The organism is Selenomonas sp. oral taxon 892 str. F0426, assembly GCF_000468035.1.
Taxonomy (GTDB): Bacteria; Bacillota; Negativicutes; order Selenomonadales; family Selenomonadaceae; genus Centipeda.
In genome coordinates, this window is record NZ_KI260523.1 from 198,652 (window position 1) to 211,601 (window position 12,950).

Annotated in this window: 12 protein-coding genes; 5 read left to right on the plus strand and 7 right to left on the minus strand. The window is 50.4% G+C overall.

The genetic code is table 11. The features are described from left to right. Positions 1 to 68 precede the first annotated feature (68 nt). The 3 genes from HMPREF1992_RS01875 to ylqF form a co-directional block, all read right to left on the minus strand. Positions 69 to 2,201: a hypothetical protein gene (locus tag HMPREF1992_RS01875; RefSeq protein WP_021684119.1), complete on the minus strand. Its 2,133-nt coding sequence runs from the start codon at positions 2,199 to 2,201 to the stop codon at positions 69 to 71. A 95-nt stretch (positions 2,202 to 2,296) separates the two neighbouring features. Next, the gene (locus HMPREF1992_RS01880; protein ID WP_037358025.1) at positions 2,297 to 3,061 is read right to left on the minus strand and encodes a ribonuclease HII; all 765 of its coding nucleotides are present in this window, start codon (positions 3,059 to 3,061) and stop codon (positions 2,297 to 2,299) included. Further along, on the minus strand, positions 3,021 to 3,977 hold the full coding sequence (gene ylqF / locus HMPREF1992_RS01885; protein WP_021684121.1) for a ribosome biogenesis GTPase YlqF: 957 nt from the start codon (positions 3,975 to 3,977) through the stop codon (positions 3,021 to 3,023). The genes HMPREF1992_RS01880 and ylqF overlap by 41 nt, the downstream gene beginning before the upstream one ends. Positions 3,978 to 4,184: 207 nt before the next feature. Between ylqF and HMPREF1992_RS01890 the strand changes: the two genes are divergently transcribed. The 5 genes from HMPREF1992_RS01890 to HMPREF1992_RS01910 all read left to right on the plus strand — a co-directional run bounded on the left by HMPREF1992_RS01890 (position 4,185) and on the right by HMPREF1992_RS01910 (position 8,344). Further along, complete coding sequence (locus HMPREF1992_RS01890; protein WP_021684122.1) at positions 4,185 to 5,417, plus strand: aspartate kinase; 1,233 nt, start codon at positions 4,185 to 4,187, stop codon at positions 5,415 to 5,417. Between the two features lie 130 nt (positions 5,418 to 5,547). After that, positions 5,548 to 6,789 carry an aminotransferase class I/II-fold pyridoxal phosphate-dependent enzyme gene (locus HMPREF1992_RS01895; RefSeq protein ID WP_021684123.1) on the plus strand — a complete coding sequence of 414 codons (1,242 nt, stop codon included), beginning with the start codon at positions 5,548 to 5,550 and terminating at the stop codon, positions 6,787 to 6,789. A gap of 143 nt (positions 6,790 to 6,932) precedes the next feature. Beyond that, positions 6,933 to 7,358, plus strand: a complete 426-nt coding sequence (gene rplM, locus HMPREF1992_RS01900) for a 50S ribosomal protein L13 (protein WP_021684124.1) — start codon at positions 6,933 to 6,935, stop codon at positions 7,356 to 7,358. Positions 7,359 to 7,384: 26 nt separating this feature from the next. Then, complete coding sequence (rpsI, locus tag HMPREF1992_RS01905; RefSeq protein WP_006691995.1) at positions 7,385 to 7,777, plus strand: 30S ribosomal protein S9; 393 nt, start codon at positions 7,385 to 7,387, stop codon at positions 7,775 to 7,777. A gap of 123 nt (positions 7,778 to 7,900) precedes the next feature. Continuing rightward, entirely contained in the window at positions 7,901 to 8,344 is a 444-nt protein-coding gene (locus tag HMPREF1992_RS01910) for an Rrf2 family transcriptional regulator (RefSeq protein WP_037358031.1), read from the plus strand. A gap of 5 nt (positions 8,345 to 8,349) precedes the next feature. On the opposite strand, the gene HMPREF1992_RS01915 is transcribed toward HMPREF1992_RS01910, so the two are convergent. From HMPREF1992_RS01915 to HMPREF1992_RS01930, 4 genes are all read right to left on the minus strand, one after another. Then, positions 8,350 to 9,639, minus strand: coding sequence for a DUF445 domain-containing protein (locus tag HMPREF1992_RS01915; RefSeq protein WP_021684126.1), 1,290 nt, complete (start codon positions 9,637 to 9,639; stop codon positions 8,350 to 8,352). Then, positions 9,636 to 10,865, minus strand: a complete 1,230-nt coding sequence (locus HMPREF1992_RS01920) for a DUF445 domain-containing protein (RefSeq protein WP_021684127.1) — start codon at positions 10,863 to 10,865, stop codon at positions 9,636 to 9,638. Before HMPREF1992_RS01920 ends, HMPREF1992_RS01915 begins: the two co-directional genes overlap by 4 nt. A 10-nt stretch (positions 10,866 to 10,875) precedes the next feature. After that, positions 10,876 to 11,757, minus strand: a complete 882-nt coding sequence (gene galU / locus HMPREF1992_RS01925) for a UTP--glucose-1-phosphate uridylyltransferase GalU (RefSeq protein ID WP_037358155.1) — start codon at positions 11,755 to 11,757, stop codon at positions 10,876 to 10,878. Between the two features lie 126 nt (positions 11,758 to 11,883). Next, a complete protein-coding gene (locus tag HMPREF1992_RS01930) occupies positions 11,884 to 12,948 on the minus strand; it encodes a tartrate dehydrogenase (RefSeq protein ID WP_037358035.1) in 1,065 nt (354 codons plus the stop codon). Between the last annotated feature and the right edge of the window lie 2 nt (positions 12,949 to 12,950).

The window sequence follows — 12,950 nt, forward strand, 5'->3', positions numbered from 1 at the left end:
GATTGCACCCTTGTATTATACGATTCATATGCTTTCTCCGTCAAGAATGCGGATAGGATTCATCACCATCAGTTTGTAAAGAAACGCCGTTCCCCGATCGCACCAATCTGTATGCCCTCAATGATGAGCGACGTACCATCCGCTGTCTCTCGTATCTGATCGAGTACATGTCGGAACTCCCAAGCCGCATCGGCATCCGAGAAATAGAGGCGCATATCTACATGATTTTCTTCATAAATACGGTTGATGAGTTCTACCGTGCCGATATTGTCCGTAAGCACACAGATACGGAGCCATGTTTCCTTCTTGACACGCTCAGTCTCCTCATCCTGGTGTGATTCGTCGTATACATGAATATACGCGGGATATTCCGATGCCCCCATAAAGAGAGGCATAACAAAATTCATAGAGCGCTGTCCCTGCTGTGGTGCGGCATTCTCTCCCTCAAGTGCATTGCGCATAGTGAGTGCAAGAGCCGCAACATCTCTCCCCGCACGTTTGTACTGTTCCGCTGTCATGCCACGTGTCTTTACAAGATCAGACATCTGCATAAACGCCCATAGACGTGGGAGATCTGGCATCTGCTGCTCAAGTGCCGCCTGACGTACTGTACCCGGAATGTTTTGCTGTGTCAGCTGAATGAGCTGCTGCAGCTGCTTTGCATCCGTCTCACTCAGGGTTTGGCTGCGTCCATTCATAAAGTTTTGCAGAATAAGTGCCTCACGTTGACTGAGATTTTCATTTTGTAATAGTGTCTGTGCAAGATTCCGCAGAACATTCATCGTCTGCTGGGCATTTTCTGCGTTCTGTTTGGCAATTCTTGGAATCGTATTCTGCATCTCAGGTGACTTTGCCTGTGCGGAACTTTGTTCGGGAGCTCCCTCCTTATTTGAAAGAGCTGTTTCACGTGATACCGAAGATGATGCATCTTCCGTCTGCAGGCTCATTTGAGGGCTCTGTAGAGGTGATCCCGCATTTTGAGCAGAACGTGTGGGCGAATTGTTGTTCAGCGCAGCCATTAAGTCAGCCTGCTTCGGCAGTGTACTGATTGACGTATTCTGCGCAGGCTGTGATTGACCAGAATTATTCTGACCTTGCTGAATCTCTACTTGTGGACGGCCTTCCTGCCCAGACGTTGAGGGAACTTTATGTAGCAAATTCGATGCCGTATTACTTTCTTTTCCCATGGATCCAGACGAGATTTGCTCCTGTGATGCAGCAGTTTCTCCCTGACGCAGCAACACATTCTGCCCCTCTGGCAATTTTCCAGAAGGGGTTGGATTTTCTGTCCCTGCCGACAGGGATTGCGTACGCTGATCTCCTGGTGCAGGCGGCTGTGCTCCCCCATCTGCACGCACTGTATTCTGTGAGATGTTTGCAGAGTTGGACGAAAGCTGCGTATTCTGCACTGGCGTATCAAGTGTATTCCTGAACACTGTTTCCTGAATCGTCGCTGGCACTGAATTTGCATTCGGGGCAGCAGAAGAAGGACGCGCCTCCTGATTGACTGCAGGGGACTGGTTAATGACAGACCCGGGTATTTCCTGCTTATCGGCATTCTGCAGCACCTGTTGTGCAGCACTTGTGTTATCGCGCGGCATAAGGAGCTGCACAAGCTGGTTCAAAAAGGAAAGTGAAGTCGCTCCTGCACCACGAGCAGATGCGGCTGCTGATGTTGTTCCCTGTGCGTTCAGCTGCGAGAGGAATGTCTGCAGCTCTTTTGGCAGAAGCTCTGCATTTCCTGTATCAAGAAGTTGAAACGCCGCTTTCGTCAGCATAATCGGCTCGAATGTCCCGCCCGACTCCCGTGCCAGTGCGGTCTTTAATCCGCTGAGAAGCGCTGCCAAATCATCTCCGACCCGTGGTATGCTGTCCCCCGTTTCTGCCAGCGTGCCCAACTGATTGAGCATACGTGCCAGAGTTGTCAGCTGATCGGTTGAGAAGCGCTGACTGGCGGCGGTACTGCCAAGTCCCTGCCCCAGAGTCGTTTCAATGGAAAAGGACTGGCGTATCATATTCTGAATGACTTCTTTGAGTTCCTGCGGCATCTGCTGTACATTCGTCTGCTGACGTCCGCTGATCTTCGATAAGACCTCCGCCATGTGATCAATAGCTGTTTCGATTGAGACATTCGTCCGTTGACTGAATGCGGCAGACGAATCTCCGCCCTGATCTCCGCGGCTCTGAACACCTTCGGTCATTCTTCCCTGCGAAATTGGAGGAGCAGCTGGTATTACGGGGGATGCTGTTGTTGTGTTTGCTTCCATCGACACGGTGTTCACTGCCTTTTCTGTTATTATGGAATCACTGATAAATTTAGCATGGAACGTATTGGTTCAAATGACTTGCGATGGATAGGGCACACTCCGTATTTTCGAATTGCATCGATATGCTCACGCGTTCCATAGCCTTTATGCTGTGCAAAGCCATAGTTTGGATATTCCCTATCGTAATCTTCCATCAGACGATCACGCATCACCTTCGCTAGAATGGACGCCGCTGCTATCGAGGCCGACTTGGCGTCTCCCTTAATGATGGACTGCGACGGCATGGGTAGTTTTGGCAGTTCGACAGCATCAATCAACACCTCTTTCGGTGCAGGAGAAAGTCTGGCAATCGCCTCATACATCCCCATCCTGGTTGCCTGCAGGATATTCATACGATCAATCGTTTCTGAATCGACCAGTGCAACATGATAGGAAACGGCTGCATCCATGATCTGAGCAAAGAGTTCCTCACGCACAACATGTGAGAGCTTCTTCGAGTCATTGAGACGAGGCAAATGATAATCCAACGGCAGAACAACTGCTGCGACAGAAACAGGTCCTGCGAGTGGCCCACGTCCAGCCTCATCGACACCGGCAACAATCGTACGTCCCGCCTGTGCGGCAATACGTTCATACATATACATTGTGTGGAGTCGTTCGCGTTCTCTTTTTTCACGTTCATAGCGACGAAGAATTGTCTGCACAGATTTTCGAGAATCGCTTCGACAGGATTCAATAAATTCTTCGGTGATTTCACCTTGACGAAATACGTTCTCTATTTCTTTTATCGTCATTTTCGCTATTTCCTTTACCGCACTCGCTTGTGTCGGGGGCACTCGGCAAAACATCCAATATGACTCTTCCCAGTCGTCCGCTGCGAAAATCTGTCAGTACAATCTGCTCAGCCTTTTCATAGTCGATCTTTCCGCCGGCACGCAAACAGCCGCGGTTGCGTCCGATGATCTCGAGCAACTCCAAACCACTTGTCAGTTCCTCATCCAGTCGATATCGTTCCTTGAGATCGGACGGGGACTTTATGCGAAGCGTATCCAGAAGCAGGAGGACAACGCTTGACACATCGTAGACATTATCGTTGATCGCCCCCGTGAACGCGAGGTGAAGAGCCGCCTGCTGATCTTCAAACTTCGGCCAGAGAATTCCCGGCATGTCGAGAAGCTCCAGCTGCGCGCCGAGGCGAATCCACTGCTTCGCCCGTGTAACACCGGGGCGATTCTCGACCTTCGTTTTCGCCCCCCCCGACAGACGATTGATGAGAGAAGACTTTCCCACATTTGGAATTCCAAGGATCATGCAGCGTGCCGCGCGAGCCTTTGCTCCGTGCTGTACAAGTTTATCCGTTTTGGGCTTCGCACATTTCGCAATTGCCTGAACGAGTTCCTTGACGCCACGTCCCTTGACTGCATCGACCGGAACCGCCGTAACTCCTTGTTCGGCAAAATGTTTGACCCATGCGCGCGTTGCCGTCTCATCCGCAAGATCAGCTTTATTAAGGACAATAACGCGCGGCTTCCCTCCGATGATCTCACGCAGTATAGGATTCGCAGAACTCATCGGAATCCGTGCATCGAGAAGTTCCACCACCACATCGACGAGTTTCAGATTCTCCTTGACCAAACGCTCCGCCTTGCGCATGTGTCCCGGGTACCACTGGAGGCTTGGAATATCAATTATGTTGTCATGATCCGTCATTATATATTTTCCTTTCGAGTCATGATTTTACTCTATTTTTCATTATGATCAATACTATACCATATTTTAGAAAAAAACCCCACAAACGAAGAATGTGGCAGACAAAAGGCAAAAGAAAGGGGTTATTGAAATGCTTCATGATTTACGCTATAATGCGTTAAGCATTCACCATTATGGGAATCACATCAAACCATAGGGGGACATTATATGGCACTAATTGTAAAAAAATTTGGCGGCAGCTCCGTGGCAACGCCTGAAAAAATTAAAAATGTAGCAAAGCGAATTTTGAGTGATAAAGCCCCCGATGACCGCATTGTCATGGTCGTATCGGCAATGGGTGACACAACGGATAATCTCATCGCCCTCGCCGGAGAAGTTGTAGAAAAGCCCTATCACTATGCACGCGAAATGGATATGCTCATGACGACAGGCGAGCAGGTCTCCATTGCGCTTCTTGCAATGGCGTTTCATTCCATGGGACAGCCCGCAATCTCTCTCACAGGAGCAATGGCAGGTATGCGAACGGACAGTGCCCATACAAAGGGGCGTATCCTCGGACTCCATCCAGAGCGTATTCATGAAGAACTAAACAAGGGCAACATCGTCGTCATTGCAGGCTTTCAGGGAACGGATGACGCTGGCAATCCCGTCACCCTCGGACGTGGCGGCTCGGACACCTCTGCCGTAGCAATTGCCGGTGCCATCGGAGCAGATACCTGCGAGATTTACACCGATGTTGATGGAATCTACTCGGCGGATCCGCGCGTTGCAAAGGGTGCTCGCCGTATGAAAGAAATTACCTACAATGAGATGCTGGAGATGGCGCGTCTCGGTGCTGGCGTCATGCAGCCGCGCTCCGTGGAGATGGGGCAGCTCTATGGAATCCCCATTCACGTTCGTTCAACCTTTACTTCGGAGCCAGGTACCATCATTAGGGAGGAATACACAGTGGAAGAAAAGTCCTTTATCATTCGCGGCGTTACGCATGACGAACATGTCTCCAAGATCACTGTCCTTGGGGTTTCCAATGTCCCCGGAATCGTTCACACGATCTTCTCTGCCCTTGCAGACGCAAACATTGTGGTTGACATGATTGTGCAGAGCGTTCGCAGTGCAGAGTCAAACGTGACGGATGTCGTATTCACGGTTGCCACGATTGATGCCGAAGAGGCTCGCCAGGTAGTTGAGGGAATTGCAGGTGAAATTAAGGCCTCTGCGGTCGCCATTGACAACGATGTAGCAAAGGTTTCCATCGTTGGCGCGAGTATGCTAGGCAATCCTGGTATCGCGGCACGCATGTTCGGTGCGCTTTCGAATGCTGATATCAACATTGAAATCATCAGCACCTCCGAAATCAGCATCTCATGTCTCATCAAGGGGGGCAGTGTGAAGGATGCGGTCAACCGTATTCACGACGAGTTCTTCCCAGGAGCAGCATAAGAATACTTGTATACACCTATCTATGATGTGGACATAGGTAGTATAACAAGCTATCATCATAACGTATATGGAAAAAAGCACGGACTAAAAAAAGTCCGTGCTTTCAAAATGCAAAGGAGAGCGTATACAAATGGCTATTCAGATGGCGGCATCACATGCGGCATCAAGGAGACTCAAGGATGCGATTTTTGGCGCTGCTGCTGCATGCCGTGCAGCAGTCGCAGTACATGGCGAAGAGCGTGTCGTGAATGCGACCATTGGCGCAGTGATGGATGATGCAGGAAAACTAGCTCATCTCCCCACGGTTGAGCGCGTATTTCGCAGTCTTTCCATCGAGGATTATATCGCCTATGCACCAATTTCCGGTCTGCCGGAATATCTGGAGGCAGCGATCGACATCACGTTTGCAGGCAATCGCCCTGCAGGCTATCTCGGCGCGATTGCAACGGCGGGTGGAACGGGCGCACTGCGCACCGCCGTCGATAACTATGTAGAAAAGGGCGATCAGGTGCTCACCTCAGATTGGTTCTGGGGAACGTACAATGTCATATGTCAGGAACTCGGCTCCTCTGTGACAAACTTCCAACTCTTTGATGAAACAAACAATTTCAATCACACGGCATTTGCTTGTGCAGTTGATGACCTCTTCAAAAAGCAGGACAGTCTGCTCATCATCCTCAATACGCCGGCGCACAACCCAACCGGTTACAGTCTTTCCTCAGAGGACTGGGATCATGTGCTGGACTGTGTGAAAAAGCACGCTGCAGCAGGAAAAAAAGTACATCTGCTGGTTGATATCGCATATATTGACTTTGCCGGTGAAAAGTTCGAAACACGTGCGTTTATGCAGAAATTTGCCGATCTGCCGGACAACATTCTGACACTCTTCGCATTCTCCATGTCCAAGGCGTATACGTTCTACGGTCAGCGATGCGGTGCGCTTATTGCCCTCTCATCGAATAAGTCTGTGATTGATGAGTTTGATGAGATCAGCAAGTATGCGGCACGCGCAACATGGTCGAATATCAATCGCGGTGCGATGACTCTCCTCACGCGTATTCAGGAGGACAAGGAGGCGTATGCCTCCTATGAGGTGGAGCGCGATGCCCTCTATCACCTTGTGCAGGAACGCGGCGACATCTTTATGCAGGAAGCTGCAGCATGTGGGCTCCCCGCCCTCCCCTACAAGGGAGGTTTCTTCCTCGCCGTTCCTGCAGCAGATCCACAGGCGGTCTGCGACCTGCTCCACGAAGATCTAATCTTTGCCGTCCCCCTCAAGATGGGGGTACGTATCGCCGCATGCTCCGTTCCGCGTGCAAAAATGCACGGCGTCGCAGAAAAAGTGAAGCGTGCCATGGATAAAATGCCTTGACATTCCGATCAAAATTTCATAGAATAGCGACGTGTGATATTTTTTCATGTATCCATTAGCCCCGGAGGCGTGAGCGGATATCGCATCAACTCATTATAGAAATTTCTTGCTCTCTAGGGGGGAATTACGTGAAAACCACGGTTATGGCAAAAGCTGCCGATATTGAACGCAAGTGGTACGTTGTAGACGCAGAGAATCAGACGGTCGGACGTCTCGCAGCAGAGATTGCGAAGGTTCTGCGCGGCAAGAACAAACCCATCTACACACCGCACGTCGACACCGGCGATTATGTCATTGTTATCAATGCAGAGAAAGTGAAATTTACGGGAAAGAAGCTGACGGACAAGACTTACTTCCGTCACTCCGGATATCAGGGCGGTACGACGTTCACGACTGCCGGTCAGATGCTTGAGCGCTTCCCTACCCGCGTCATCGAACACGCTGTCAAGGGTATGCTGCCAAAAAACAGCCTTGGTGCCCAGATCTTCCGTAAACTCAACGTTTACGTTGGACCAGAGCATCCCCACGCAGCACAGAAACCTGAACCGCTGGCGTTTGACATTCGCTGAGTTTCGTAAAAGGAGGAATCTGTTCGATGGCACAAGTCACTTACTACGGCACGGGTCGCCGCAAGACCTCGGTTGCGCGCGTTCGCCTCGTTCCCGGCGACGGCAAAGTTACAATTAACGGCCGCGAAATGGCAGAATACTTTGGTCTCAAGACGCTTGAACTCATTGTTCGTCAGCCGCTCAACCTGACCGAGACCGTTGATAAATACGACGTTATTGCCAATGTGTCCGGCGGTGGTGCATCTGGTCAGGCCGGTGCGATTCGCCACGGCATTACACGCGCACTCATTGAAATGGATGCAGAGCTGCGCCCTGCCCTTAAGAAGGCTGGTTTTGTCACACGCGATCCGCGCGAGAAGGAACGCCGCAAGTACGGTCTCAAGAAGGCACGTAAGGCATCCCAGTTCTCAAAGCGTTAATCTGCATTTTGCACAATACAAAATCCCTTTCTCATGTGAGAAGGGATTTTTTGTTTGACTTTTTTTTGTTTTTAACATATTATATTGATAGAAAAACTATGTTTTATGAAAGAGGATGAGTTCATGAAGATTTCTGCAAAAGGTCGCTATGGTATTGCCGCAATGGTCTTTTTGGCACGTAATTACGATGCCTCCTCTCCGATCACAATCATCAGCATATCAGAGCATCTTGGCATTTCTAAAATATACCTTGAGCAGGTATTCTCTCTGCTCAAGCGAAGCAAGCTTGTCACCTCGATCAAGGGATCACAGGGGGGGTATCAGCTCTCACGTCATCCGCGTCAAATCACGGCCTACGATATTCTCTCCTCAATTGAGATCTCGCTCATTGAAAAGACAGGTCTCTCCTCGGAGAAGATGGAATCACTCAATTATATTCTTGCCCACGAGGTTTTTGATGTACTCGATAAATCCATCTTTGAAACCCTGAGCGCCATTACGCTGGAGGAGCTCTTGGCTGCATTGAATCGTGAGCAAGGCGTCGAAAATCTAATGTACTTTATCTGATTTCTTTATGAGAAGAGGTTCATGCAGATAAAGAGAAGTAGACCGATACAGCCGCCAACGAGTGAGCCGTTGACACGAATCCACAAGAGATCCTGTTCGACCTTATCATAGATGAGGTGATTGAGTTCCTCATCCGTCAAACGCGACAGTACGTTTCCAACGATGACACCAACAAGGGTCTGTGCATGGAGTGCGGAACGCGCCAAGAGATCATAAAGTACCTTGGTGATTATTTTTTGAAGCTCTGGACGCTCTTCGACAAGAAAGAGCATATGCTGATATTCAAGATGGAGAATCGTCTGCAAATGTGTGTAGAAGGCGGGCATATGCTCCGCAATTGGGTCGACTTCCCGTTTCAAATCCATCTGAAAATGTTTCCGCAGCCCCTGAAAAAGCCGTACGAGCGTCTCATCGATGGGGAGTTCCTTGGCAAGTCGTTCCTGCAGTTCACGAAGGACTTGCAGCAGCTCCCCGTCCTGACGAAGATCTGTCAGGCAGTCATGCAGGAGTGCAATGGCATTTTCCTGCAGAGGAGCGTGCTCTCTCCCCAACTCGTTCAACACATGACAGGTATGCCGCTGAATCAGCTCCGCACCCTCATCCAGATTGACTGTATTCGTCATAGCAAGCAGGCGCGATAAAAAACCGTCACCTATTTTCTCTCGTTCGAGTTCTGCCAGTGACTCCCGAATCGACAGCCGCGTCTCCTCCGTGGATACCTCGCGTGCGAGGAGAAGCGCGATGCGTGAAAGCGCCTTCTGATCCCAAGCGTTTGCCTTTGCCAGCATGTCAAAACGGCTCATGAGTTCCGACGGATCCTCCCGCAGGAGTAAATTCTTGAGCCGCGCAGACAGATAGGAAACTGCCTTTTTATTATTCTTGCGCAGGAGTGAGGCACGAAAGAAATGAAGAACCGTTCCCGTCAGCTGTGCCTCTGTTTCCGGTTTGTGCAAAAAATCCTGCAGCATGGGAATTAAATGGATCTTCTCGATGTGTCGAAAAAGCTTCCGGCGAGAAAAAAATTCTTTTTGCACCATGACAACGATTGCATGTATGAAACTATCCCGCCGACGTGGGAGTATTGCTGTGTGGTAGGGAAAGCCAAGGGGCTTTCGAAAAAGTGCCGTGACTGCGAACCAGTCCGCAACCCCACCAACCAAAGCCGCCTCACTGACCATGAGCAGCCCCTCCGTCCAAACAGCCGAGGGATCTGTCAGATGCAGATAAAGCGCAGCAAGAAACAGGAGAAAGGAAGTCAACAGAGCTGTGTCCGCCTTATTCCACGTTCGGATCATAGCCCCCACATCCTTTCTGCAAAAGTCACAACGAGAGACAGCGCCATGCCGACAAAGGCTCCAACAATGGCACCATTTACGCGAATCATCTGCAAATCAGTGTGCACCTTACCCTCAACGAAGGAAATGAGTTCATCGTCCGATTTTTGATTCAGATACTCTCGGATAAACGATGCGATCATCCCGTGATGCTTCTCCACTTCCTCCGCTGCCAAATCCTTCATCCAGCGATCTGCACGATTCTGCCAGCTTTCCGAATGAACGAACAGATCTATCTTTTCATTCAGAAGCTCTTTGACATACGGCACCCAAAATGGATGATTTCCCTTCATACGATGTTCAATGAAGTCGAACAGAATGCTTTCGACATCGATATGCTCGATGACGTGAACCTTGTACCGATGCAGAGCCTCATACAGGCTCGGGTCACTTCGGAGCGAGACAACGAAGGATACAAGTGCCTGAACGCCCTCCCGATGCCGTCGGTCGTCCGTCACCATTGCAGACCTTAGAATCTCCTCCAACCGAGCAGTCAGCCATGCGGCAATCATTTCATCATCGAAAAAGGATAGGACAAAGGCACGTACCATACCATCGCCTTCATACTCCGTCCGTATGGAGGCAATGTTTTCACGGAGCATATCCTGAAACACCTGTGTCTGAATCAGCTGAAGCCCCATACGGATCAAGATATTAAAGATACGATCCGCATGGGGTTCTTCTGTCAGTACATCCAAGAGTTCTGCAAAGCTCTCTTCCAAAGGAAGCGCATGAAACGCTTGGATTACATAGGGAGCAAGTTCCTTTGAAATATGGCGGCTGTCCACATCGGAGGCAACATGACGGAGGATATCCACAGCAGCCTCGATGAGACGCTCACGTCCGCCACGATGCTGCAGATACTCTACGAGCAGCTCACCGATCTTCTCCCGCTCGACAACGTCCATAATATTCTTCTTGCTGAGCAAATCATCGGAGGAAAACCGGACGAGAGACTCCATGATACGTCCGCGATTGCGGCGCAAAATATCCGTCCGATGGGAAATACCGAGCGGACGTCCAAAGATCGCTTTCACAGCAAACCAGTCTGCAAGCCCACCAATCGTCGCAGCCAGAAATCCGTGATGAAGTGTTGCAGCAAAGAGAGACGTTCCCTGCCCTGCTGTCCCAATAACACCAAGCACACTGACAGCAAGTGCAAGATTTGCCTGATTTTCCTTCCGCAATCCGATCGCCTCACAGTGTTTCTACGAGTCTTTTCAGGTACTTCTTGAAGTCCGTGCCAAGATCCTCCCGGCGCAGGGCAAACTCAACCGTTGCCTCTAAGAATCCGAGCTTATCTCCCAGATCGTAGCGAATCCCCTCAAAATCATAGGCATAGACTGCCTCACGCTGTGCCAAGACCTTCAGCGCATCTGTGAGCTGGACCTCACCGCCCTTGCCCGGCTGTGTCTCATCAAGGAGTGTAAAAACCTCAGGGCTGATGATATAACGGCCGAGCACCGCCATACGGCTGGGAGCCTCCTCCAGAGCAGGCTTCTCTACCATATCCGAAACGTGCATAAGTCTCGGATTATCCAGTATCTCGCCCGCAACAATGCCATAGGACGATACCTGCTCATCCGATACCACCTGACAACCGAGCACGGAACCGCCGCGCTCTTCGTAGACATCGATCAGCTGACGCAAGGCAGGTCTTTCCGGATGATAGACAACATCGTCGCCGAGCAGAACGGCAAACGGTTCATCTCCGACAAAACTGCGTGCACAGAGGATGGCATCCCCCAGTCCGCGCATATACTTCTGCCGTATATAGTGGACATTCACGTCCGTGGTTTCGCGCACGAGAGCAAGAAGATCTGTCTTTCCCTTCCCTTCGAGTTCATGCTCGAGTGCAGGTGCGGAGTCAAAGTGATCCTCAATGGCACGCTTGCCGTGCCCGCTGATGATGAGAATATCCTCGATGCCGCTTGCAAGTGCCTCTTCCACAATATATTGAATGGTCGGCTTATCCACAATCGGCAGCATTTCCTTTGGTGTCGCTTTCGTCGCGGGAAGAAAGCGTGTCCCATACCCTGCCGCAGGAATGACCGCTTTGCGTATGTTCTTCTCTTTCATATCATGCATGCTCCATCCATTATGTAAATAGAGCGCGAGGTTATAGAGAACCTCGCGCTTTTCCATGGAACCATTGATCAAATGAAGTCTGCCAGATTTATCAGTGATTCCCTAACTCTTTTTCGGTCAGCGTTCCAAAATCTCGAGTATGGCTGCACCGATCTCCGAGGTCTTGGCACTGCCGCCAAGATCCGGCGTCAATGTCCGTCGCTCCACAAGCAATGTCTCAATTGCTGAGAGCACACGCTCCGCCCATACCTTCTCTCCGAGGAAATCAAGCATCTGACTGATCGACCATATCGATGCCAATGGATTGGCAATCCCCTGTCCCGCAATATCCGGTGCGCTCCCGTGAATCGGCTCGAACATTGACGGATATTTTCGTTCCGGATTGAGGTTTGCTCCCGCCGCAAGACCCATGCCTCCTGCGATTGCAGCACCGAGATCGGTCAGAATATCGCCGAACAGGTTGCTTGTTACAACGATCTCAAAGCGCTTTGGATCCTTGACAAAGAACATACTTGCCGCATCGACGAGGAGACTGTGTGTCTCCACATCAGGATATTCCCTGCCAATCTCGGCAAAGATCTCATCCCAGAATACCATTGAGTAACGCAGGGCATTCCCCTTCGAGATTGAGGTCAGAGATCGGTTTTCCCTGCGTGCGAGTTCATAGGCATAGCGGATGACGCGCTCACATCCATGCCGCGAGAATACACCCGTCTGCAGAGCCATCTCACGCTCCGTTCCAGGGTAAAGATGTGCACCGACATTTGCGTACTCACCTTCACTGTTCTCGCGTACTACAATCATGTTGATATCATCTATGGACACATCGGCAAGCGGACAGGGAGCACCTTTCAGGAGACGAACGGGACGCAGGTTGATATATTCATCGAATCCACGGCGAATCTGAAGCAGAAGCCCGCCTAAGGAAATATGATCCGGAACCCCCGGATAGCCGACTGCTCCGAGATAAACGGCATCAAACGCTTTCAGGATATCCAGCCCGTCTGCCGGCATCATCTCGCCGGTTTTTAGATAATATTCGCACCCCCATGGAAAATCCTCGAAAGTGACCGAGAAATTGCCGTCCATCTTAGCAATTCCATCAAAGACTTTTTTGCCCTCTGCAATGACTTCCGGACCAATTCCATCACCCGCAATCACCGCAATATTAAACCGCTTCATCA